This is a genomic window from Arcicella sp. GW821-FHT09D11, assembly GCF_059416265.1.
The window spans coordinates 1-25189 of the sequence record NZ_JBWKOV010000017.1 but is presented as its reverse complement, the minus strand read 5'-3'; the positions used below and the strand labels follow the sequence as shown (position 1 = coordinate 25189).

Here is a 25189-nt window from a genome sequence, read left to right as displayed (position 1 = left end):
GCAAACAATTGGGGAATAGAGCCAGCGCAGCTCTATCGGTTTTTTACCATGCTGGAAAAAACGGAGATTATTCGTTTTAATAAGGGTTTTAGCCAACCTAAAAAACCTGAGAAAACCAAGTCTCTCAATTTTTGGATTCACACCACCGATACCTGTAATCTGGGGTGTAGCTATTGCTATATCTCTACCCTCAATACCACCAAAGGCATGACCGATGCCGTAAAAGAGCAGTTATTGTATAAACTGGTAGAAACAGTAAAAAGGCAAAAGCTGAAATCAATCAAGTTTCGCTTGGCTGGGGGCGAACCTCTTAGCCAATTCAAAAGCTGGAAACAATTTATTCCCTACGCAAAACAGGCATTGCAGGAGGTGGGCTGTGGTTTAGAAGTATCTTTCTTAACTAACCTGACCTTGCTAAATGATGAGATTATCGACTTTTCTAAAGAATATTGTCTTGGCTTTGGCGTATCTTTGGATGGTGTCGGTGAAACGCACGATTTGACCAGAAGATATTTATCGGGGAAGGGGTCTTTCAACGTGGTTGATAGTAATTTGAGAAAGCTACTATCTCAAAAGATTCCTGTTTCGGTGAATACTGTAATCACAAATCAAAATTTGGCAGGATTGCCAGCCTTAACCCAGTACCTCATCGCCCTGGATGTGCCTTTTCGATATTCTATCGTCAAAGGAGAGGACATTGATGCTATTCAGTTAGAAAAATACCTGAATGCTTCTTTGTCTATCATGCGAGAAGCCATTCAAAGCGGTTGGAGCTTTTCAAAACGCTTTCAATTCTGTGACCTCAAACCCAATGATTTAGGGTTTCAGACCTGTGCTTCTGGTTTTTCAGGAGGGGCGATTTACGTGGATGGCACGCTGAAATATTGCCATGTGGAATTTGGGCAGGAAACACCTTCGTCTTTCACCATCTTCGATGAACGACTGGACCTTGTGGAAATGATAGCGCTGGGCAAACACGACGAAGATAAGAAATCTGAAGATTGCAAAAAATGTCGGTACAAACATATTTGTACCAGTGGATGCCCTGTGTACCGCAAAGATAATAAAGACCCTCAGTGTAGCCTTTACCATCAATTTATCCCTTTGTATTTTGAGCTTCAGGCATTGGAGCGATTAAAATTGCTGTATCGATTCACTAGTCATTGAAAAAATAACTGTTTAAAAGAATAATCTAAAGTTCAATCAATCTTAGTTGTACTATATTTTCAGTGTTAATACCTATTGGGCTGGAATCACCATTTGGGCCTAAAATAAAATAAGGACTGTAATTAATTGATTATCAATACTTTGTAAATTTCGTTCTTGCCACATTTCTTCCAAATATCGGTAAACTGTGGCTCTACCTACTCCAATAATTCCTGCAATTTCAACTGCGGATTTCTTTTGTTTGTATAACATTACTGCCGTTTCTGCCTTTTTCTTCGCTTCTGGACTTAATCCCTTCTTTTTGCCACCCATTCTACCCCTTGCCTTGGCTGCCGAAAGTCCCGCTTTGGTGCGTTCACGGATAGTATCTCGCTCAAATTCGGCTAATGAACCAAAAATGTTCAATAATAATCGTCCTTGAACGGTAGATGTATCAATGGAATCTTTAATTGAGGTAAAATTTACTTTTTTTACTCTAAAAGTTTCTACCAGATTTATTAGCTCTTTTAATGATCGTGCCAATCGGTCTAACTTCCAAACCATCACCGAATCACCTTCTCGAAGACTCTCAATCATTTTGATTAATTGAGGGCGTTCTTTTCCCGAAAACACTTTTTCTTGGTAAATTTTCTGACATCCCAATTTCGTTAATTCATCGGGTTGTAAATCTAAATTTTGGTCCTGGGTCGAAACCCTTGCGTATATTCATATCGTTATCGAAGTTTAAAGTATGAAGAACTGAGAAACTTATATTTGTTTCTAATTGGTGGAATGTAGATTAGCTTTTGCATTACTGAATTTTTATTATGATATAGTTGCTTATAAATCCCCTAAACTACCCACTACTTTATACTGTACTTCCTCGGTCGAAAACACGGCAAAGTGTTTTACCTCATTCTTTCTTTAAAATACTGTTCAACCTTTTTATTCGTAAAATATACAAAACAACCCTTCATTCCTCTTGTCATCAAAGTACGATATGTATTCTTAATAATTTTATCTAAGGTATCTGAAGACATATCATTTTCTAATAAAAGCTTCTTATAACCTTTAATAGACATATCTGACTTAGCCCTTTTTTCTGGTCTTGTCCATAATTCATCACCTTCAATATCAAGATCATCTCCTATCACAACACCAATATAGTCTACCTCTAAACCTTGACAAGTATGTATACAACCAATCTCATTAACTGACTCTGGTGAAATAATCCAAAGGCTACCATCCTTCGTTAAATTCCAGCGCATTGCAAAGTTGTGTTCCGGAATAACTACATCATAATCATTAGGGTTTTTCTTACTCGCCCACTCCCAACAATACCCCGCAACCATTCTCGCCTTGTTATTAATTTTGTTGAGCTTTTCAATTTCGGATCTCATCTCATTGGGGTCGTCGAATATTCTAAAATCATAACCCAAATCAGATACATTTATATTAGCCGTTTCTCTTATTTGAAGTATATTGTCCAACCAAGCCAAATATCCATCTGAACCACTACAACGGAACTGTGAACTTAGCTGATTATAGTATACGTTTGCTCCAGCTTCTTTTGCCCATTTCTCAATCTCTTCTTTATCTCCTATATCTTTTAAATGAATTTTTTGATTTTCATCTACAAAAAATACTGAAAATTTTGATGCATTAATAATCTCCTTTATCTGATTTATTCCATCAACACCATATAGACCTGACTTTTCATTTAAACGATGTGCTTCGTCAACAATTAAAGCATCAAACGTATTCATTGGAGTATCAATGAATGCACCTGAGCCTTTGAATAAATTAGAAATCTGACTTTTCTTTAATGTTCCTGTTAGTTTATTCTCATATACTGCTCTTGGTGCTGCATTTTTAGATACATACATTGAAAGCATTTCTCTGTTTGTTAATTTAACCAATAAATTAATTGCTACTACTGATTTTCCTGTGCCTGGTCCTCCTTCAACAATTAAGACGTTTTTATTTCTACCGTTGGATTGCTTAGCCAAAGCCATTGCTTGCTCAAAAACCAATTTCTGGTCATCTATCATCACAAACTCCTCATTACCTTTAATCATTGACACCATGCTATCTGCAAGTCCCTTTGAAGGCTTTATTTTTCCACTATCAATACGAAACATGATTTTGCTCTCATCTCCATACTTCATGAAATGAGAAATAAACTGACGAAGTTTAAGAGCGTCATCTTTCAAGAATATGGGGGCTTTATCAATATATTCCTTATAAAAGGAATTATTAATAACTGTATCATTTACATAGTTATGTAAATATGCACAAGGTCTTAATTGAATGTTTTCCTTCTGAACTGTCTCATTAAAGTTTTCGAGAAGCGTAGCGTATGACCACGCTTGATAGGAGGGGTGACTGGTTTCAGCATTACCATGTTGAAATCTGGTTTTAACTATTCCGTCTTTTTCTGTAAGTTCAGCAGACTGCCATTGTTTAAGTTCAATCAGGATTGCACTGTCTTTTCCTGTATGGTCTTGACCTGTTAGTATAAAATCAACCCTTTTTGAGGTCATCGGGATTTGAAATTCAATTACAACACCGCAATTATCAGGGATATCACTTGTGCATAATATCCTATCCATAAATGACATAGATTCTTTCCATGACCTTTGTTCTGAAAGAGATGTGCTTTTTTGAAGTTTTTTTTCGAACTCATTTAAAATAATATTATCAATATTATTTGTCAAAACATCATTATTGAATTGTGCTTTAGTGGCTTGATAAACAATCATGTTTAAAGTATTAGGTTAAAACTCTGTATATTTTTTCGTTGTGCCCTTTGATTTATCAACGGGATATTTTTTATTGTTGAGGTCTATTTTACGATTTACTATCTCATATACATCAAATCCATACTTTTCTGCCATCAAAAAAGCATATGAAAATACATCTGCTAACTCTTCTTCAATTTTTTCTCTCGCAACATCATCATGATTTTTCCAAAGAAAAGCTTCCAATAGTTCATTTGCCTCAATTGAAATTGCTAATGCTAAATCTTTCGGATTATGAAATTGTTCCCAATCCCTATCATCCCTAAATTCAATTAGACGGTTAGTAATAAGTTCTATTTCTTTCATTTTTTGGATTGTAATTGATAAAACTGCAAAGCTAATTCATACTCTTTATCAAATGGTAATCCCAGCTTTTTATGCATTTCAGGATTATATAATTTCCACGTTATATAGTAATATGCTAAAAGTTGATATCCTGTAAAATTAGCTTTTGGGAAAAATGAAACTTTATAATTTTTACCTTCGGGTGAAATACCTGTTATACCAATTTGAGCAATTTCAAAAGCAACTGGTTGAATTTCAGAAGGGCTTTTTGAGTAATATTTTTCTAATGCTCCAACCATATACATGGTAACAGCCATATTTATTTCTTGATTAGAGTGATTTTCAATGAATTGCTTCATCTGGGACTCTCTATATGGATCATATCGTAAATTATAAGGATCTGATTCAATTTCATCTAATCTACCCAAAACATCTTTACTTCTTCTCCTGTAATCATCTTCATCAACTATTTCAAAATATGGTGACATTTTTAAATCATTTCCCCAATTCTGGACAAGTTCATATTCTTCCCCTGCTCCTCGATCATTACGATATTCTAAGTATTCTTCATACATACCTTTTGCCTGATCGAGCTCAATCTGAGTAGCTTTTAATTCTTTTACAAAATCAATCGAAAATAATGTTTGAAAATGTAATGAGTTAATGATATTATATATCTTGCTTATTTTTAATATTTGCGATGGCACAAGCTCTAAGCCTTTGGTTGTTGTTACAGCTTCAGCTCCTTCTCTATTAATTAAATATAATGAAATTAATTGAAATGGCCTTAGTTGAGGAAACTCATTATAAAGAAAATCTTCAATAAATAAATCGATTGGGGTATTAAATACCTGTCTATTCAATCCATCAAACATCTCTGACATAAAATTGGCAATATTTCCCTCACTAATTCCCTTCTTAGAAAGTTTCTCTATATCTTTCTCATAAGCTTTTAAGAATTTTCTTTTTGACTCTTGTGTGCTTGTGTATAATTTATTTACTTTCTCCGCTCTTGCTTTTAAAACCAAATCTAAATGCACTAATTCATGCATTATAAGGTGTTGGAAACCTGATTTTCCTGGTTTATATTTAATTACATGTTTATCACTATTATAATTTTCCGCAATTTCTAATTTCGCTGAAGTTGGAATTGTTTCATCAAGTTGTATTTCAATTTCTGTATTTCCTTCCGCTTCTAATTTTGCAGCATAACCTTTAACGATTGGATCAATATCAGTTACCTTGATTTGTTCTTGAGATAGAGTTAGTACCTGAGATAGTGCATTATTATATAACTGTGTTCCATTACTACTGTATTTCAAAGAAAGTATTGCTTCTTGAAGTGCCTGTTTCAAGTCCCCTTCTTCTTGAAAAATAAGACTTAGTCCAAAATAAGTATTAGGGTATGTTGAATCAATCTGAAGTGCTTTATTAAAATACTTTTTTGCCTCAGTAAATTCACGCTTTTCCATCAATATTGCACCAATATTATTGATTGCTATACTATTATTGGGATCAACTTTTATTGCTTGATCATAATATTTAATTGCTGTTTGGATATCATTTTTATTCCTTGCAAAAATATTTGCCATCATAATCAATGCCCATTTGTTATTGGGATCCCAACATAATGCATCAATTAATTGATTAATTGCTTCTTCAACATTCCCTTCATCCGACAAAATTTGACCATAAATTCTATAATATTCAGAATTAGTAGGATTCTTTTTGATTAATTGAACGACTAATGGTTTAGCTTCAGCAAATTTCCCTCTGTCACACAAATTTGTGAGTCTCCTAAAATCATTTTCTTGTGCTGAAATCTTAGGGATATCGATAGTTATGGTTACAAAGGTGTCAGTAATAGATACTTCTGGTTTAATACCGGCTTGAGTATAATATGACTCAAGAAATATTTTTAACTGGTCTTTATCCAACGTGCCATTTTTTTGAGCTTGTGGAAAAAGCTCAAGAAGAAAGTCATCTATAAAGTGTGTAATTATCATAAATCTTTTTAATTGGTAAAATAAAATTTCTTCAAAGGTAGTTAGTTTTTAATAATCTTTTACATAGATATTTGCAAGGCTCAATTCCTTAAATAATAGCCTTTATACGTAGTATAGAACTATTTCAATTACCTTGATTGTTGAAGAACGAATTTTTTGTATATCTGCATAAAACCCTCAATCCCATAAACCCATATTCCTGTATTTGTGGTTTTACGGAATTATGGGTTTCTTAAATCAACTCACAATGTATGTAAGGTTTCGCTTAATTCTTCGATTTTTTGAGTATATTTTTTACTAATCTCAAGGGTCGCATGCATGGCTTCCTTTCTGCTGATCTTGTTTTCGCTAACCTGCAAATTAAGGTCTTGTTTCTCTTGAGTTTGTTGCTCTTTTAATTCCAACAATTCTACTTTCAATTGCTGACCCTCCCCTGCTCCTGCTCAAATAGTGGGCGAACCTTATTGATAAAATCACTTTGTATCTCGCTTGGCTCTTGCTTGGGTGGTTTTCAATCCCGATACCCCAACGCTTGCAACTCTCCCCTACTCTAAGCATATTACTATTTCGTTTTTCTTTTGATATATACTACTTACCACTAATAAGCCCATTTCCAATGATACAAAAAAATTTAATTGCGTTTTATAATTAAACTTGTCTTATAAGTAAGTGCAACTTGGACAAATCATATCAATAGAGCAAAACTATTTTACTTTTCTTATTTTACGGTTATTCTACTTAACATTATCAATGGTTTGATGGGCTTGATAACCTTGACCATACATCTTCATTCTTCTTGCAATTAAATTTCTATTTTCAAGGCTACTCATTCTTTTTCTCAACACTAATGCCTGTTACTACCATCTCAGAGTAATCTACTACATATCTTTCATCGGTCATTGCGATTATTTTAGGAGTATAGTCAAGAATACTCATAAAAACAGATTCTAAGCCGTACCCTTGCAGTTGAACGGTATAAGAAGAAAAATGAAGCAGGATAACATTCTTTGCTCCATTTGCTGAAAACTCCCCAGATACCAGATAAGCGTAATTGAAAAACATTCGCTTGCCATCAAGCCATACTAGACACAGGTTACGAGCATGGCTTGGTGTATGATAAACCTCCATTGATTCATCTCTCTTTGATGGGGCAGGGGTGTTGGATTTTGTCGGGTCTCCTTCCCGTATTTGGTCGTAACGTAGTTTATAATCTTGGCTCATAATCTTCGTAATTTGATTTTATTAGTGACTCTTTTTCTGCTTGCTTTATTTTATGAGGCTCTGGAGAAGTGCGGTTCAAATCATCTCGTATTTGATGGTGAATCATTTCATCGGTTAGGCTTTTCTTACTGACAAGCTCAATGGCTGATTGTCTTTCACCAAGCTCTGAGGCATGGTAAAGCAATTGCTCTTTATCATCCGTGTAAATGTGTGCACGGTTTCTGGCACGGGATACAGAAACATAAAATTGCTTGGCATCCGTCGCTGGAAAAGTTGATGCTGGCTGAGAAATAAAGATTTCATCTACTGTTTTCCCTTGTGAGGCATGGGAAGTAACACAATGAGCATGGGCGATATGACCGTAATCTTGTTTAAGTTTATACGTTCCTTTGCTGATAGCATTGCGTAGTATAAAATCTCCTTTTTTACTAACCGAAACCACTTCAAGAATTTGTCCATTATTGAGCCTGTTTTTCTCTTGGTCAAAACCATTACGGGTTATTCTGACCTTATCGCCTTTGGCAATAGCCATTTCGCCTTTTGAGAAAATATCGTAATCACTACTTTTTTGAGTAGGAAGCGGAACAGCGTGACCTTTTTCATTACTAATCATGACTTCATTTTCAGCACTGGATTGCACAGTCCAAAGGCTACCCCTTTTAATGCCAGCATTGTTTTGATTGAACTGAATGATTTGTCCTTTTTCAAAGTTTCTCCAATCACTTTTTTGAGCTTCTGTCAGATTAAGACTATTGAGTTTTGTCGCTTTGATTTCCTTTTTGCCAATGAGTCCTTCGGATTTTAGTTTCTTTCGGATGGCATCAGTGACTTCATCTCCCTGTTGATGCGTTGGCGAAACTACCAAGGCAGATTTCCCTTTTTTAATGGCTTCCACATAGTCACTGACTAATGCTTCATTGGGCTTTAGCGGTGAAACACTTTTTACCGAACCCATGCTATCGAGTTTTTGAAAGGCATCTTTTACATTGCCTTTGGATAAGTCTTCTACGGCTGAACGATAATATTCATCTTTCTGGCGATAGATTTTACTTACCTCTGCGGTTTTAATACCACCGACGGTATTCAGAATACGCAAAGCATCCCCCCTGACAACACTTGAATGTTGTCTGGTATCGCCACCCAGAATAAGCCTGGCATTCTGTTTTTTGGCTATCTCCAATAATGAAGTCATATCTTTTGTGCCAAGTAATCCAGCTTCATCAACCCATAAAACTTGATTGGCTAATTGCTTCTGCATATTCTGGTCGGTCAAAAGCTTGGCAACCGTTTCTGCCTTTTCAAATCCTTCCTCTCTCAAGACACCACGAGAAGCCTGTGCGGTCGGGGCAACCACTATTACTTTTTTGCCAGCTTTTTCCATTAAGCCTACAGCTTCTTGCATCAAGGTTGTTTTGCCTGTTCCTGCTGCGCCACGAATGATGGATACCCGATTGGTGGTTGTAAGCACATGGTTAACGGCTTGTGCTTGTTGTCCATTTAATTTAAGTTCAGGCACTTTTGTATAAAGGGGTTTAAGTTTCCCTTTTCCTTCCTTTGCCAGCTTGACCATCCACTTTTCTTCATTGAGCGTATCATGGGTCGTGCATAGAATTTTAGACTGTTCTTTCACACGAAGAATCCGATTATCTTCCTTAAAATGCTTGTCGATTTCATCCATAGAAATGGATTCATCACCAATGCTATGGCGATAAGCTGATTCCAGTAAACGGCGGTCATGCAAAACAGAAGCTCTTTCAAAGCCATGTTCAACGGCATAATCAACACATTGCTTAGACGTAATTGCTGTTTTTTCTTTTTCAGGAGCAAAGCGAATATTTCCTTGTTCGCCTTCCTCTTGTCCATTCTTATCCAATTCTTTGATTTGTCGTTTCCATTCAGCTTTTAATTCAGACATACTTAAACCCGTCTGCTTTTTTGAACGAGTTTTTGCACCAAGGGCACTGAGTTCATCAACGTCTGTAATGCCTTTCTCTTTGGCAATACGACCTATTTCATCCGTGCGTTTTGAAAATAGGGAGATAACATTTTTAGGAACACCTTCCACTTCAAAGGACTTTTCTGTTCTTCGGATTTGATAACCCTGTTTAATCAGTTTATTTGAAAGGCGTTTATGAAACATCGTCTGGTAATAGGGCATATCCCGTTTAATATCTCTAAACTGAGTAGCCTTGATTTGTTTTTCTTGCTCATCCCATGTAGCGTTAAAGACAAAGCAGTGTGCGTGTAAATGAGGGTCTGGAGCATGACCTTCTACAGGTCTAGCGGTCTGATGGATAAAATCAGCCCAGACTAATTCTTGGGTCTCTCTGTCATCGTAAACATTGTTTTTTCGGATGCGGGTTTTGCTATCCTTTTCAATATCTTGCATGGTTTCCTTTACGCTTTCGTGAAAAGCATCGAGGATATGACTGTCTTTGGACAGGGAGTGCAAGATGGAAACGGATTTGGAGCAATGGAAATTAATGTCATAGCCTGTCGTCCGTTCCTCTCTTTTCCTGGGGGTCAGCGGAGTACCATCCGCTGGGTTCACGTTCTCACAGAGGGCAAAAAACGCCTCCTTGGTGGCAATACCGCTAATCCCTAAACGTTCAGCCAATTTTCCCTGAATATGCCCATTGAGTTCTTGGTCGTTGATATAATAATCCGACTTAGATAGAGACTCAGAGAAGTAGGCTTTCGCATGAGCAGCCGAGGTGCTTTGAATCATTCTTATCATGCTCAGGGATTTTAAGGATACTCTACAACGCTCAGGGAATGTTTCTGTTGATGTTATTGCCTGTTCATCTTGGATAAATCAGATAGTCGTAAAAAGCTGTGCCGAGGAATAAGACTGTATTAAGTAAATAAATTTCATCAGACGTCTTCCCTAAGCACAGCTTAGGAGCTTTAATATACCTGCACAGGCTCATCTTCGTCTTCAAAAAAGCTATCTGCGACTTTGCGCCTAAAATCTGTATTTTCAGGTTTTTTACCGTAGGTTTCAAAACCACGGGTTTCCTCTGGTCTTCGTCCATTGACGAATGAATCAACCAGCTCTTCACTAGAAATCAGTTCATCAATCTTGTCCATGACAAATTGGTCTCCTTTGTAATAAGCACCCTTCCAACTCAAAGAGTAACAAATACTAGAAAATATGAGTAAATAGCCTACACTCTGTTGAAGGATAGCCAATACAATACCAATGCCTAAGAAAATGCCGGGCTCTAGCAAGATAGAAACTTGTCTATGGGTAGGTTTTTCACCATTGATTTTAAACTCATAAAAAACGGGATTGATTACCCCAGCAGATAGACTGAAACGAGCAAAATCAAAAACGGAAGGTTCTTTTTTTATTTCTTCTCTACGCTTAATACATTGATACATAAATAATCCTAGGTAACCATACCAAGTGAAATGCTTAAGAAAAGCTGTTCCAAAACCAGTCTCTGCTCTCCTAAAAGAATAAGCATTATAACTTGGTATGTTAGAGGCGATAACTGGAATGAATGCTAATGCTACTGTCAGAACGATAGCTGTTGAAAATGAAAAATAGCGTTCTCCAAATTTAGTTCTGGTAAATACTTCCAATAATAATCTTGGAGCAGAAGCCATGTCTAAAAAAGTGTTTAAAATAATTTCTTTAATCCAATTCTTTCTGCGGAATACGGTGTGGTAATACAGGTTTCTTTTCATTGTGTGGGGTGGTTTAAGTTAAAAAAATCTTTGCCTATGGTCTAAATAATTGGTCAAAGTCCATTTTAATAAAATTCTTTTTCCCAGATAAACTGTCACCTTGTCGATGAAAATAGCCTTCCACTCTATAATTATTTCTTTCTCCTCCTGTCCTAAGACTAATAAATTTTTCTGGTCTTACTTGCCTGTCAATTTTAAGTGATAGACTATCGCTTTGTGAAAATTCTGTTGAAGTAGTGATGGTTCTTGATGGGTCAAAGAAGGTCGCATCTCCAATTAACTCGGAAGCATATTTATTCGTTTCTATATCTGCATTGGCGTGAAATATCTTGGTACCTAACGTCCCCAAAAAACTTTTAACACGGTATTCACCTTTCTGACCACCCATTGACGCATAGTAATTGGGTAGGTTTTGGCTGATATACACCGTAGAAATGCGACTACTTCTTGCCGTAGCCTGATATTCAGCATCATGCTCATGCAAGAAGTTTTGAGCCTCATCTGCCCATAGGAATAAAGGTCTTTTGTTAAGTTTTATATTCCGCTTTTCCATTGCTCTCTGCCAAATGTATTTGAAGAGTATCTGACAGTCACGCCCCACCTTGTGATAGACTTTTACGGGTAGATTAACGATAATGATTTTTCCATTCAAACAATCCTCAGGCGTAATATTGGATTTATGCCGACAGAACATGGAATACACAGGTTCTCGAAGTAATCTAAATAAAAAGCCAGAGAACGTGAATTCTATAATTGAGCGTGTTTTTGAGCTAAGGTTCTTAAAACTGTCAAAAAAGAATTCGCTTAGAAATTTCATCAAACGAGTTTCCGTTACATTTTCCAAAACAGCTTGATTATATAATTCTGGGTCAGTATCATTAAATAGGTTTTGTTGTTGCATAGAGAGAGACTCATACCATGCTTTTACTTTTTTAAAAACAATGTTCCTAGCTAATAGGTATGCCTTTTCAAATGCTTTAACTTCTTTTTTTGGGTTTTGTTGTTTTTCACTTTCTGATTCATCTTCCAAATTAATTGTCTCATTTGCTTTTGGTAAGGTCTGAACAATATCATACATCAATTGCACTGAAACAGAACCGTAAGCAATTTTACAAAGGTCAATCACATTGAAAATAAGCATATCTAAAGCAGATTCCCAAAAAGGGTCATCTCCTTTTCCACTATCTTTTTCTTCACCAGCACGAATAACCGTTTTTAATACTTGTACGATATTTTCGGTGATGGCTTCATTAGAATCCGTATGCGTAGATTCATACTCTAGAAAATTAAAATTGTATTTTCCGTTGGGTTCGATGATAACCAAATCTTGCGTTCGGTTAGTTTCTGCACAGTATTGTTGCCACAACTCTTTTTCGTCTGGTTTGGCGGTTAAAACCAATCCACCAAATCCAGCCTTTAGGTATTTAAGAGCAAGCATCCTGCCAGAACCAGAAGTTTTACCAGATCCAATGCCACCAAATATCTGCACACCTTCAACAGCGTGTCGTATTGTCCATGTTGATTGTTCATGGGCAGAAGAGGGGAATTGTAAAATTGGAAAGTCTAGGTCGTGAATGTCCATTATACCAAGATGTATATGGGTAAAACATATAGTAAAACTATATTAAAATAGGATAATTACAAATATTTTTTGCAATAATTTTAAAAAATGTAACAAGTTGTTTGTTAGGCTATTATATTTTGCTCAGTTTTTTACTCTTCAACAAATAATAGCATAAATCAACCGCTATCAAAGCAGAGTCATCCGCTTTTGCCTTACCGAATTTAAATAAAGCCTCTCGATATTTAATAATGGTTATCCCCTGTATATCCGTTGAAGAAAGTATGCCTTCTTGAAGATGGAACTTATCATCTAAAAAGCATTCTCTTAGTAAGGTCTCTGGAATGACGGAGTGTTCTAACTGAGTTTCATAACCCAGAAACAGGGTAAGCCTTTCTCTGACGATTTCTTTGAATTCGGGCAAATAGTCAAAATACCGTTGATAGACTTCTCTGGAATAGTACAGACTGCTATGGGTCTCCATATCTTTATTGCGGATAAGCTTGATATACTCTTCTGCTTGTTCAAGCATTTCATCCTGTGAAATACCGCCACTATGATAACGATGCACGATAGCTCTTATAAAGTTTTCGTATGGAATAGTAAGATAATCAGGAGGAAGATAGCCTAATAATCTTTTTATGAGGTTACGGGCATCTAAGGCATATTCAGGAAAGACTTTTTCAGTCGCAACAAGGTCATTCCATTTAAGTGTTTTTCGCTTGGAATTGATATGGGCAGCAATAAAAGCTTCGGCATCTCCCCCAAAGCAATTGTCGATTAAATCCTGTTCTGATTCAGTGAACATTTTATACCCTCAAACGCAAGGAACAACTTGGCTAGTTTAGCATATTCTATGGTTAATTCAATGATTTTTTAATCGAATAGAAGCAAAAAAACAAAAGGATTCATTTTTTTCTTAATTTAGAATGTCCTATTTAAAATTGATAAATTCTCAGGGTATGGAAACCAAAAAAGAAGAAGAAAGAATATTTCCAGAAGAGTTAAATCATCTTGAAGAACCTTTTAAAGAGGCTAAGGCTCGAATAGAGGCAATTGACCAAGAAATACAGAACACAAGACCTGATAGAGGCCCTCAGCTAACTTTTCGTCCTCCAAACTATAGCAACCCTAATTACGGTGAAAATAACGCTCAGAAAGTCGCACGGTTAAATCAGGAAAAATACGAAATACAAAAGGGGTTTAATGAAAGTATGGAGAAGGGGCTAGTCAATTCAGAACCTAAACAAGCACAGAAAATACGAGAAACTGTAGATTACCAATTCAGTAATAATGAATTCAAGAATCTTGATAATCAACAGATGAAAGACATCAAAGGGAATGAAAAAGATGTGAAATCATCCTTTAATTACATGGAGAGTCTTCATTATAGACAATTTTCGCCTGACAAAACAAAAGAAGCTGAACCAGCCCATAACGAACCAGAAAAATCAGACGCACCCTCTAAAAACTCCCCTGAAAGCTTTATGGCTCAATACGATTATCCACAAGAGAAAGACTTTGATGAAAATACAAAAGATATGATAGAGCCTGATAAAGATATGGACTAAATCTTCATGAAATAGTGCATATATCATGTTCAATATCGATTTTCTTGTACACAATTTTATTATTTCTTTTTCAATCTATCCTGACTTTATTGCTCTAAAATTTCCACAATAAGTAACTAAGATGCAGAAAAAAGTAACCTAGAAAAGCTAGAAAGTAACCTAGATATAAAAATATCCAAGAATAGACAATCAATAAACCAGCCTCATAAATATCCTTTAAAATGTGTTTGAAGTCACGATATAAAGCTAAAGTTTTTTATCGTTTCGTTACTTTTCTTTTTATTTGCTCCCTCCTACTTGATCACATTTTTCTAAACTCTAGTTTATTCAACTACGAGAAAAACCCCGTCACGGATTATTTCATTTGTTTACATTTTTTAAAATATATAAAATCTAACTAATTTTAGTAGTTATACTATTATTACTACTATTATACTATTGTATAAATAAATGTCCGTAAGATATTTATAATCAATCAATTGTGAAATTGAACTACGAGAAAAACCCCGTCTAGATACGAGAAAAACCCCGTTAATTACGAGAAAAACCCCGTCTAGATACGAGAAAAACCCCGTTAATTGCGAGAAAAACCCCGTGAACTACGAGAAAAACCCCGTGAACTACGAGAAAAACCCCGTCAGTCTTGAAATACCTCAATATCAAGTGCGGTTGATGAATGTTCAGGGTGCTTAGATTGATTTTTGCCCGTATGAACTACGAGGAAAACCCCGTCAATTAAATTTATATTTTTTTATTGCGAGACGATTGATATTTTCTCGCAATAAAATATTATTTTTGAATCTATGAGACAGCAAAAGAAAACTACAATTCTAGAATCAGATATAACGGTCGCACAACACAATGAATTAGTAAAAGCAAGATTCAATATGTCGTTGATGGAAACTCGCCTTTTCATTGCTTTATTAGGTCGTATAAATAAAGGGGACACCGATTTTTCATTATGCAGAATTCCTATCTCAGAGGTTTCCTCGAATGTTGATGGAGGGAAAGCATATCAAGATGTCAAAGAAGCTGTTATCAAATTATCCAGCAAAGTTATTACAGTTGAGACCGTTGACAACAATGGTAAACGTGAAATTATCAGTGACCCGTTGATGGCTACTTGCCGTTATAAAGACGGCTCTGGTTTTATTGTTGCCCAGTTAAATAGCTTTGTTAAGCCCTATCTTTTACAATTGAAGGGAAACTTTACTGTTGCAGAAATTAAAGTACTTCTTCAATTGCGTAGCTATTATTCGTATCGAATTTATTGGTTATTGAAGTCGTTTGCTTATAATTCAAATACCTTCAGCTTAAAGGTTGATGATTTAAAAACGATGATGGGCATTGAAGGGCAGTACCCAAATTTTTATGATTTTAAAAAATGGGTATTACTAGTTTCTCAGCGTGAGTTGACACAAACAGATATGGCTTTTTCTTTTAATGAAATCAAGGAAGGGCGTTCTGTGAAACAGGTGGAGTTTGTTATCAACAGGCAGCTTTCGTTACCTATGGAAGAAGAGCTGAACTTGCCGAATAATCTTCAGAGTTTGTTATCTGAGATAGGCGTAAGCCTAAATTCTATGCAAGAAATTAGCGAAATGCTCAATAGTGGAAAAATAGACCAAGATTATATTCACTATGTTATTAAGGAACTAAAAGAAAAAAAATCCAAAGGGAGTATAAAGTCTCTGCCCGGCGCTATCTACTCTGCTATTACGAAACAGCATTTAATGGAAGCATATATGAATCAGAAAAATGATAAAATTTATAAGCAACCAATTTCTATAAAAAGTAAAGAAGCCAGCCAACCAGCAGTTAAATTAAAAGTAAAAGAGCAGGAAGAAGGATTTACCGCAATGCTAAAAAGGGGGGTAGCATCCGCAGAAGATTTTGATAGTTATGTTGCTTCTCTATTAGCTGAGGGATTTAGGTTACAGCTTATCAATGGAGAAGAATATTTAATTAAAGACTAGTATAAAAATTATATGAAAGTATTTTCAATTACCAATAATAAGGGAGGCACAGGTAAGACAACTACTACGCTGAATTTAGGAGCAGCATTGGCTCATAAAGGATTTAAGGTATTGCTTATTGACCTCGATGCCCAATGTAACCTGAGCATAGCTTTAGGAGTAAAGAATAACATTCATCATATTGGGGAATTATTAGTAGGAGAATCAACGTTTGAACAAACATTGATTAAGAAAGAGACGTTGGATATTTTACCATCCAGTAGATTACTTTTGAGTTTTGAGTATAGAATTAACATGGAACCAGACTCAGGATATTTCTTACAAGAACAACTTGAGGGAAAGGATTATGATTACGTTTTAATTGACTGTCCACCAAGTTTGGGTTCTTTGACAGTAAATGCACTTGTGGCAAGCGATTATTTTATTGTACCTATTCAAGGTGAAAATTTTGCTTATGTTGGCTTAGATGAGATTTTGCAACTATGTGCTAAAATCAGAAAACGAATGAATCCTCATATACAATTAGGCGGAATTCTGTTGAATAAATTTGATATGCGAACAAAATTCAGTCAGATGATTTATACAAAACTGTCGGAAAATTCCGACATCAAACTCTATAAATCTAATATTCGCCAAGATGTATCTTTGATGGAATGTACAGCATTTGCTCAAAGTATTTTTGAATATGCACCAGAGTCAAGAGGTGCCAGTGATTATATGGTCCTTTGTGAAGAGGTGCTCAGTCAATAGAAGATAAACTTTTGGAAAAAGTAATAGTAGGAGAGGAATTATTGTTGTTTAATTTAGCATAAAATGGCAAAGAAAAATTTTAGTAATGATTTGTTAAGGGACTTGCATAGCGAGTCTCTTGTAATGGATATTGTGCCTCAGATTGAAGAGGAAACATCTATTTCAGCGTTGAATACAATAGAAGTAGATAGATTGTTATTGTGCGAGTCTGTCATCGAAAAAGGTTTAAATACTTTTGTTGAAGTTGGAAATGCACTTTTTGAAATTAGGAATAATAAACTATATAGAGAAAAATTCACAACATTTGAAAGCTATTGTCGAGATAGATGGAATCTAAAAAGACAAAGAGCCTATGAATTGATGGATGCAGCGGCTGTGGTAAATACTTTGTCGGAAATTTCCGACAAAAATGAGATAGAGGACCAACCTCAAATTATAATTCCTACAAAGGAATCTCATGCTGCTGCTCTGAGCAAAATTCCAGAAGACTTTAGAAATCAAGTCTGGGAAAAAGCATTAGAAAAAAATCAGTCATCTGGGAAAGTAATCACAGCAAAGATGATTGATGGTATTGCAAAAGAACTAGATAATAGTGTGATAGAAGTATCCCCTGAAATAGAACAAAGAAATGTTCTAGTAAAACAAATAAGAGAGAAAATAAAGAAAGCTAAGCTAGACCAAATTTTGATTGAAATTAAAGGTGCTTTTTTAATTGAAAATGATTTAGTTTCAGTTTGGCAATCACTGAATCAAGACACTTCTGAAATTACCGAAACATACAAAGCATATATTTCTTTAGTGCAAGCTGAGGAATTGGGGTTAATTCGTAAAGCTTGAAAAAAGGAGGGAGGGTCAATAACAGGTGTCTTTGACGCTTGAATTAGAAGACTAGTCAATGAACGGCAACAAAAAAAGGATACTCAATTAACCTGTGTCGTAGTTGTTTTACAACCGTATATCAATTGTCAGAAAAATGGCTAATGTCCAAGGATATAATAGTTTATTAAAATAGTTAAATTTCAAAAGCCATACAAAAATAGTATTTAAACAAAATATATGAGAGAAGACAATTATGGATATATATATTCAAGTAAGTTTGAAGATAGTTTATGGGAGGAGGCAGTTATAATTTTCGATACATCAGCTTTAATAGAGTTATACTATTACACAGAGACGACAGTTCAAGAAATTAAAGATAATATCTTCAAAAATTTACAAAAAAGACTTTGGATTCCTTCACAAGTTGAATTTGAATTTCTAAAACATAGAGGCGAAAAGAGGCTTGCCCCAATTTTATCATACAAAGACTTACTTGACCAAAGACAAGGTAATAAAGAAAGTGGTTATCTTAGTAATACAAAAAAAATTTTATCAGATTTTGAAACACAATTAAAAGAGTTAAATAGTAAAACTAAAAAGGATAGAAAACATCCGTATCTCTCAGAAAATATAATAGATGAGTTTACCGAAAAATCATTTAAAAAATTTCATGAAGAATATTTACTTTTCTACCAGAATTTTCAAAATAAAGTAAATCAAATAATTGGCGAATTTAATGAACGCAAAGACGATGAGATTTGGAATATAATAAATCAATATTTTGAAATTGGAAATGGTTTTACATTCTTAGAGCAAATTGAGTTTGTTCAAGAGGGTTGTTTTAGATATAGTAATAAAATTCCTCCAGGATATGAGGATGAAAAGAAAGAGGGACTTTCTAAATATGGTGATTTAATAATTTGGAAAGAAATATTAAAGTATGCAAAAGAGAATAATAAAAATGTAATTTATGTAACGAAAGATACAAAAATAGATTGGTGCTATCGTCTCAACAGTAGGGCAGATAAAATTGAAAAACCAAGAGAAGAGTTAATTTTAGAGTTTAATAGCACAACTCATAAGAACTTTTGGATGTATTCTATCTCTGATTTTTTTCATGTAGCGAGTAAATTCTGTAAACCAGTAGATGAAGTAGCTCTCAGGGACATCGAAAATGTTTCAACTTTTCATTTAACTAAAGTAGAAATTGCAATTGAAAAATGGTTAAGAGAATCTTTCAGAGATTCTGAAATTCTATTTGAACATGGCTTGACTTTGAATAATCAATCCTTTCGTGTTGACTTCTTACTACGTAGCAAATTTGAAGATATCGGAATTGAAATTAGAGGTTTAAAATTATCAAGTTACCATATTTTAAATATTATTGAAAGAATTGAGTCTATATTGACACATTCTCCTATCAATAAATATATTCTTATTTTTACGATAGAAAAATTAGAAGACCTTTCCTATTATCTTGATAAATTACCCCAAACCAATCCATTAATTGAGTATGTATTTGGTTTTATTGATTTAGAAAATGAAGCATTCCACAGAATAAAATCATAATTATGTCATCATTTAAAGAACAAGATTTCGAAGAAATTTTTAAGTCCTATTTGAAAATTGAAACCTATTCTACCTCAATTGATAGTTTGTTTAGCGAGAGGATGCTAAACAAAATAAATTATAAACCATACTATCAAAGAAACTATGTTTGGGACCATCACAAAGCTACTTACTTTATAGAAAGTATCCTTTTAGGGACAGAAATACCACCATTAATTTTTTTTAATAGTGGGGATAAAATTGAAGTCATAGATGGAAGACAGCGTTTTGAAACTATTTATCGATTTAGAAAAAATCAAATTACTTTAACAAGTAAAGGGCTTCTAAATTTGAGAGATTTAGCAAGGAAATCGTACAATCAATTAGGAACAGAACCATTAATGATTAAAGACCTATTCGATGAGGCTAATATTAGGGTTTTTGAGTTTAAAGTAGTGAAGGAGGGAATTAGTGTAGAATTAGAAGATGAAATCAAAAAAGAAATTTTTAGGAGATATAACTCAGGTATTACTCCATTAAAAAATGTTGAAATTGACAATGCTAAATATGATGATGATGATTTATCAACTTTTTTAAAAGAAAAAATAAAGAAAGACCATAATTTAAAAGCTAATATAATAGACATTTTCTTCCCAAAAGCGAGAAAAGAAGTAAAGGATGAAGATATATTAAATTTTATAAGAAAAATTCTCGCATTATCAATTTATCCTATTAAATATTATGCAAGAAGCAGTGAAAGAACTCTTTTGACTGAAAAAGCATATGAATATTATGTTAATAATGAAATTGAGAATTCAACACTTTTTTATCAAAAACTAATCACAAAGATTAATCTCATAAATGAGTTAAAAAAGTATTTAACTCAATCTAATCTACAATTTAACTGGTTAATTTTTGAAACATTATTATGGCAGCTTTTCATACTTGAAAAAGAAGAATCATTCGATTTTGTTGAACTAAAAACGCAAAATTTTTATAAAAATTTTGGTGAGTATGTATCGAAAAATATTGACAAATATAATGAGAGCGAATATCATTATTATAAAGATACTATGGAGAGATATGCTTGCACATGTGATTATTTTAGAGTCAATTATGATTTGGGAGGAATTAATATTAGGGTTCTTGGTGACTTGGAGTCAACCCAGCAAATTAAAGAATTAAAAAAATCAGGTGAAACCAAAAATCAGCTCAGTGAACTTGAAAACTTAAGAATAACAAAACCTCAGCCATCAAGAAAATCCATTGATGATATTATAAGGCTCATGGGTAAAAGTAGATTTGTAGTTAGACCCTCTTATCAACGAGCAGAAGTAATTAATTCAACAAAAGCATCGGGAATAATTGAAAGTATTTTGCTTGGAATCCCGTTGCCAGCAATTTTTATTTTCAAAAAGAACGATAACATTTCAGAGGTAATTGATGGACAACAAAGACTATTAACAATTTTAGGTTTTTTAGGTACTGATTATATGTCAGAAACTGGAAAATCCGTTACACCCAAAAATCATAATTTTAGTTTAAGAAAATTACGAATATTGAATGAACTAAATTCAAGTACATTTGATGCTCTTGATGTTAAACTAAAAGATAAAATTTTGGATTTTGGACTATCTGTTGTTGAAATCGAGGAAAAACTCAATCCTAATTTCAATCCTGTTGATTTATTTATCAGATTAAATGACAAGCCATACCCTATTTTAGAAAATTCTTTCGAAATGTGGAATTCATGGGTTGATTTTGAAGTAATTAAAAAAATTAAATCAAATGTTAGCTCTCATGAAAAATGGTTTTACATCAGATATCTTCTTCTTGATGATACTGGCGACCGAATGGAAAATGAAGAGCTATATACATCTCTTGTATTTCTTGAATATAATAAACTATATCCTACTAAAGAAAGAAAAGTAATAGAAAAGTATCAAAGGAATGAAAAAACAAGCATAAGAATTCCAAAGGCGGCTATAACTTACCTATTGAAGGAAGTTTCAGAAAACGAAGAAACGAAAAATAAACTTTATGAGGCTATTAGACATACAGAAATATTCATTTCAAATTTTCAAGAATTACTCGAAATGGATAGCGAGGAAAATAGTTTAAGTGATTTGGATAAAAAGAAAGCATTTGATGAATTTTTCAATCCAATCAAAAAGAGATACTTTAGAAGAACACTTCAAGATTTTTACACATTATGGCTTATTTTAAATGAATTTGATATAGAAGTAATTAGGAAAAACAAAAAAGATTTAAAGAACGATACCATAAATATTTTCAAATTAATAAAACAAGGAAAAAGTTCGATAGAAAGTTTTGACTCTTTAATTAATGATTTAAAACAAAAGTATATTTCGTAGCTATTATTCGGGGTTTAAAATTAATTTATTTTTGTTATACTCAGAGTTTACAAATATAAATGCAATTATTTACCAGTAATAGTATTTGTTTACATCCTTTTTAAAAGCCTATAAACAGCTTTCCCATCAAATGTTTTTTGCCTTCGTGTTTGATAGTGAGGGCTGTTTAATTTTTCTGCTATTACTGCATAAGTCATGCCAATATTTCTATATTGGGTTCCAAGTTCCGTTGCTTGAATATTTGCTTTATTATTTTGTGCATTTTTTATTCTAATATATTTTCCTATTTTCAATAGGATTTTTTGTTAAACAGCACTTAATAAATTTTTTTGGCTCTAAAACTTTAAGCTCAAATTTCTTTGCACCAATCACACCAACGTACCACTTTTGCAATCCGCAATTCTAACCGTACAAGCCTAAGATTACAACAGAGGTACTTTACTCCCATTTACAGACCCTTGCCAAGCGGTAACGGCACATTGATTTCCTGCCCACGCACTCTGTCCCAGCCCAGCAATAAGCCTTTGAGTTTATGTTTAATTTTATTTGGCGAAATAAAAAACGTTTCTTTCTCATTGCTTTTTATCTTAGTTCGGATATAAACGTGGGTATATATCTGAACAAAGTAGTAATTTTCTGAAAATTTTGAGCATAGAATGGGAAAAGTAATTGCATATTACAGAGTATCAACCGACCGACAAGGGAAAAGCGGTTTAGGCTTAGAAGCTCAGAACGATAAGGTTCAACAATTTACAAATTTTAAGGAATGGAATTTAATTGGAGAATTTACAGAAATTGAAAGGGCCAAAAAAACAATCGCCCACAGTTGCAAGAAGCAATAAAACAGTGCCTGAAACAAAAGGCGGTTTTAGTAATTGCCAAACTTGACCGCTTAGGCAGAAATGTAGCTTTTATTTCAAGCCTGATGGAAAGTAAGGTTGAATTCGTAGCCGTTGATAACTCCCACACAAACCCCCTGATGCTTCATTTACTCGCAGCTTTTGCCGAACATGAACAGGAGCAGATAAGAACGAGAACTAAAGAGGCTTTAAAAGTGGCAAAGCACCGAGGAGTAATTTTAGGCAAACGTGGTAAAAATGTTTTATCAAAGCAAAATTAAAAATCTGCAGATGATTTTGCTAAAACCATGCAGCCAGTAATTGAGCAATTAAAGAGCGAAAGCTTTACTACAATCAGAGCCTTAAAAGCGGAGTTAAATAACCGTTCAATTCCCACTTATCGAGAAGGCTCAAATTGGCATTTAGATACAGTTCATAATTTGATAATGAGGGTGTATGAGCAAAAGCAGTAAAAAACAATAAAACAGGTACTAACTATTGTCTCATGAAATGACCAATTAGATATATTTTTGAAATAGTGGATTGGTAAGTAGAATACTCTTCAAGTCAAAATTTGATTTTCTAGAAAATAGTAAGCTGTGTTCCTAAATTTGGTCGTGTTTGCTTATTAGATTCTTTCTGGATTATAGGATCTACTACTTCTTGTTTAGGCAGATTAGTAACGAATTCCATTAAATCTCTCTCCTTTTTACTCCTTTCTATTTTTTGTTTCCAAAAACCGAGAATATGGGCAGGTGTGTGCCATTGACTATATCTTTTTAAGGTCAGTGTGTCGCCATGAATAAGTGTTGCTGGGATATGAAGCAAAGAAAACTGGACGTAAGCGGCATGAATACAAGTGGCATCTAAATCAATGGCTGTGACATGCATACTTTGCTGATAATTGACCTCCTGGGCATGTAATTCTACTGCTGCTGCTATCACCATTGCGCCAGTACCGCAACAAGGCTCAGAGAGGGTTATAAAGCCTTTATTGTCAATGATGCTTTGAACATTGTCCCCAATAATCATTTTTGCCATCATTTGACAAATGGGAAATGGCGTAAAGAATTGTCCTTTGCGTTCATTATGTAGTTCTAACTCATGAAAAATCTCACCCAGCACATCTTGGGGAGTATCATGTAAGTGCTTTACGAGCATTCCTAATAGTTGAGTAAATGTACTAAAGTCTTCTTTTTTATATTGCTTTACAATGTCCAAATAGCGTTTTTCTCTTTCTTCAAAATGTGTTTTATCTACGGCATTGCTCAAGGCAATTGCCGACACTTCAACGAAATCAGCAAATATTTTTGATGTACTGTGCCGATATGAAAGTTGACTAATCGATTTAACCATGTCCTGCATAATAATGCTCTTATTTTATACCTATGATTGTAGTATATCATAAGTACTGGAATAAATAAAACCCCAATTATAAGTGAGTTATTGGATAGATTTATTAGTACATAACATCTTGTGAATAATGACTATCCCAAAGAGTAGTTTTTATAAATTTTGGAATAGTATTTGGGGTGCATAGGGTTAAAATTTAATAATTTAAAGAAAAAATATATATAAATAATAATATAATTAACCTACAGGTTGTTTGTATTAAATATATTTGTACCTTTGATTAGAAATTAACCCATTTAGGATTCGTTAAACTATATTAAATAATTTATGCAAAAATTAACAACAAAAATGCCATGTTTAATTAGACATGCAATTGAACACCAGACGGGTGGAACCTCTGGATAATTTTATGAGAATAGTTGATTTAGTAGAAGGCAAATTATTTGTATTCCATGATAAGAATAAGGAATATGATGAATTCGAAAATTTAATGAATTTATGGAGTGATATTGGATATCTTCATCAATTCGCAGAACAAAATCAAATACAAAATACTAGAGGATTTATAGAAAGAATCTTAGAAAATGCAGAGCAAATTCAAGATCTTCTAGAAGATTTAAAACAAGGGAATGGTTCTTATGGACAATATTTTCAGCCGTTAGAAGGTTCGGAGTATGGTAAGACTCTTTCCTTACAAAAAGGTAAAATAAGAAACAATCTACTACGGTTATATGCCGTTAGAATAGATCATGATTGTTATTTAATTACAGGGGGCGCTATCAAAATGAGTCAAACAATGCAGGAGCACCCTGGTACTGCACAAGAACTAATAAAACTTAAAAATGCAAAATCGTATTTACAGCAAAATGGTGTATTTGACGATAGCTCATTTTATGAGCTTGTTTATTTATAAACATGACTAATAAAGAAAAATTTTTAGCTCTGATTTCTGATGAAAAAACTAATACGCTCGATAAAAATAGAGAGCGTATTAGAAACCGAGCTATGCTTAGGGAATCTCAACAAATTGCCTTGAAAGTGTTGGAAAGACTTGACCAACTTAATTGGACGCAAAAGGAACTAGCCATAAAAATGGAAGTAACCCCCCAACAAATTTCCAAAATAGTCAGTGGTAAAGAGAATCTTACAATTGATACGCAAATCAAACTACAAACTATCCTAGATATTCCCATTCTGGCCAGTTATTACGAACAGAAAAGAGAAAAAGCCCCTAACGTATATAAA

Annotated in this window: 23 protein-coding genes; 12 read left to right on the top strand and 11 right to left on the bottom strand. The window is 34.0% G+C overall.

The window, feature by feature from the left end:
• Positions 1–48 precede the first annotated feature (48 nt).
• A complete protein-coding gene (locus AC07N0_RS22920) occupies positions 49–1167 on the top strand; it encodes a radical SAM protein (protein WP_494591166.1) in 1119 nt (372 codons plus the stop codon).
• A 99-nt stretch (positions 1168–1266) separates the two neighbouring features.
• Here AC07N0_RS22920 and AC07N0_RS22915 read toward each other — a convergent pair whose 3' ends face one another.
• From AC07N0_RS22915 to AC07N0_RS22875, 9 genes are all read right to left on the bottom strand, one after another.
• Positions 1267–1872 (bottom strand): recombinase family protein, encoded by a 606-nt coding sequence (locus AC07N0_RS22915; RefSeq protein WP_494591189.1) that lies wholly within the window; start codon positions 1870–1872, stop codon positions 1267–1269.
• A 182-nt stretch (positions 1873–2054) separates the two neighbouring features.
• Positions 2055–3908 (bottom strand): DNA/RNA helicase domain-containing protein, encoded by a 1854-nt coding sequence (locus AC07N0_RS22910; protein WP_494591165.1) that lies wholly within the window; start codon positions 3906–3908, stop codon positions 2055–2057.
• Between the two features lie 15 nt (positions 3909–3923).
• The gene (locus tag AC07N0_RS22905; protein ID WP_494591164.1) at positions 3924–4253 is read right to left on the bottom strand and encodes a nucleotide pyrophosphohydrolase; all 330 of its coding nucleotides are present in this window, start codon (positions 4251–4253) and stop codon (positions 3924–3926) included.
• Positions 4250–6238: a tetratricopeptide repeat protein gene (locus AC07N0_RS22900; RefSeq protein WP_494591163.1), complete on the bottom strand. Its 1989-nt coding sequence runs from the start codon at positions 6236–6238 to the stop codon at positions 4250–4252. The genes AC07N0_RS22905 and AC07N0_RS22900 overlap by 4 nt, the downstream gene beginning before the upstream one ends.
• 822 nt (positions 6239–7060) lie before the next feature.
• The gene (locus AC07N0_RS22895) at positions 7061–7459 is read right to left on the bottom strand and encodes a hypothetical protein (RefSeq protein WP_494591162.1); all 399 of its coding nucleotides are present in this window, start codon (positions 7457–7459) and stop codon (positions 7061–7063) included.
• Positions 7443–10196, bottom strand: a complete 2754-nt coding sequence (mobF, locus tag AC07N0_RS22890) for a MobF family relaxase (protein WP_494591161.1) — start codon at positions 10194–10196, stop codon at positions 7443–7445. Before mobF ends, AC07N0_RS22895 begins: the two co-directional genes overlap by 17 nt.
• 170 nt (positions 10197–10366) lie before the next feature.
• Entirely contained in the window at positions 10367–11152 is a 786-nt protein-coding gene (locus AC07N0_RS22885) for a hypothetical protein (RefSeq protein WP_494591160.1), read from the bottom strand.
• A gap of 34 nt (positions 11153–11186) precedes the next feature.
• Positions 11187–12734 (bottom strand): type IV secretory system conjugative DNA transfer family protein, encoded by a 1548-nt coding sequence (locus AC07N0_RS22880; RefSeq protein ID WP_494591159.1) that lies wholly within the window; start codon positions 12732–12734, stop codon positions 11187–11189.
• Positions 12735–12846: 112 nt separating this feature from the next.
• Positions 12847–13521: a hypothetical protein gene (locus tag AC07N0_RS22875; protein ID WP_494591158.1), complete on the bottom strand. Its 675-nt coding sequence runs from the start codon at positions 13519–13521 to the stop codon at positions 12847–12849.
• Between the two features lie 154 nt (positions 13522–13675).
• Between AC07N0_RS22875 and AC07N0_RS22870 the strand changes: the two genes are divergently transcribed.
• The 6 genes from AC07N0_RS22870 to AC07N0_RS22845 all read left to right on the top strand — a co-directional run bounded on the left by AC07N0_RS22870 (position 13676) and on the right by AC07N0_RS22845 (position 21752).
• The gene (locus tag AC07N0_RS22870; protein WP_494591157.1) at positions 13676–14284 is read left to right on the top strand and encodes a hypothetical protein; all 609 of its coding nucleotides are present in this window, start codon (positions 13676–13678) and stop codon (positions 14282–14284) included.
• Between the two features lie 803 nt (positions 14285–15087).
• Entirely contained in the window at positions 15088–16260 is a 1173-nt protein-coding gene (locus AC07N0_RS22865; RefSeq protein WP_494591156.1) for a replication initiation protein, read from the top strand.
• Between the two features lie 12 nt (positions 16261–16272).
• Positions 16273–17010, top strand: coding sequence for a ParA family protein (locus AC07N0_RS22860; protein WP_494591155.1), 738 nt, complete (start codon positions 16273–16275; stop codon positions 17008–17010).
• Between the two features lie 63 nt (positions 17011–17073).
• Positions 17074–17847: a hypothetical protein gene (locus tag AC07N0_RS22855; protein ID WP_494591154.1), complete on the top strand. Its 774-nt coding sequence runs from the start codon at positions 17074–17076 to the stop codon at positions 17845–17847.
• Positions 17848–18066: 219 nt separating this feature from the next.
• The gene (locus tag AC07N0_RS22850) at positions 18067–19398 is read left to right on the top strand and encodes a PIN-like domain-containing protein (RefSeq protein ID WP_494591153.1); all 1332 of its coding nucleotides are present in this window, start codon (positions 18067–18069) and stop codon (positions 19396–19398) included.
• A 2-nt stretch (positions 19399–19400) separates the two neighbouring features.
• Positions 19401–21752 (top strand): DUF262 domain-containing protein, encoded by a 2352-nt coding sequence (locus AC07N0_RS22845; RefSeq protein WP_494591152.1) that lies wholly within the window; start codon positions 19401–19403, stop codon positions 21750–21752.
• A gap of 89 nt (positions 21753–21841) precedes the next feature.
• Here AC07N0_RS22845 and AC07N0_RS22840 read toward each other — a convergent pair whose 3' ends face one another.
• Positions 21842–22045 (bottom strand): hypothetical protein, encoded by a 204-nt coding sequence (locus AC07N0_RS22840; protein ID WP_494591151.1) that lies wholly within the window; start codon positions 22043–22045, stop codon positions 21842–21844.
• A gap of 363 nt (positions 22046–22408) precedes the next feature.
• Here AC07N0_RS22840 and AC07N0_RS22835 point away from each other — a divergent pair, with 363 nt between their 5' ends.
• Genes AC07N0_RS22835 through AC07N0_RS22825 form a run of 3 tightly spaced genes read left to right on the top strand, consistent with a single transcriptional unit; the run spans position 22409 to position 23064 of the window.
• The gene (locus AC07N0_RS22835) at positions 22409–22594 is read left to right on the top strand and encodes a recombinase family protein (RefSeq protein ID WP_494591150.1); all 186 of its coding nucleotides are present in this window, start codon (positions 22409–22411) and stop codon (positions 22592–22594) included.
• Positions 22579–22872, top strand: coding sequence for a recombinase family protein (locus AC07N0_RS22830; protein WP_494591149.1), 294 nt, complete (start codon positions 22579–22581; stop codon positions 22870–22872). The genes AC07N0_RS22835 and AC07N0_RS22830 overlap by 16 nt, the downstream gene beginning before the upstream one ends.
• A gap of 27 nt (positions 22873–22899) precedes the next feature.
• Complete coding sequence (locus AC07N0_RS22825) at positions 22900–23064, top strand: hypothetical protein (protein WP_494591148.1); 165 nt, start codon at positions 22900–22902, stop codon at positions 23062–23064.
• A 109-nt stretch (positions 23065–23173) separates the two neighbouring features.
• Here AC07N0_RS22825 and AC07N0_RS22820 read toward each other — a convergent pair whose 3' ends face one another.
• Positions 23174–23947: an N-6 DNA methylase gene (locus tag AC07N0_RS22820; protein WP_494591147.1), complete on the bottom strand. Its 774-nt coding sequence runs from the start codon at positions 23945–23947 to the stop codon at positions 23174–23176.
• A 364-nt stretch (positions 23948–24311) separates the two neighbouring features.
• Between AC07N0_RS22820 and AC07N0_RS22815 the strand changes: the two genes are divergently transcribed.
• Both AC07N0_RS22815 and AC07N0_RS22810 read left to right on the top strand, forming a co-directional pair.
• A complete protein-coding gene (locus tag AC07N0_RS22815; RefSeq protein WP_494591146.1) occupies positions 24312–24857 on the top strand; it encodes a hypothetical protein in 546 nt (181 codons plus the stop codon).
• A 2-nt stretch (positions 24858–24859) separates the two neighbouring features.
• Positions 24860–25189, top strand: a 330-nt coding sequence (locus tag AC07N0_RS22810) for a helix-turn-helix domain-containing protein (RefSeq protein WP_494591145.1), incomplete at its 3' end; no start/stop codon positions are given.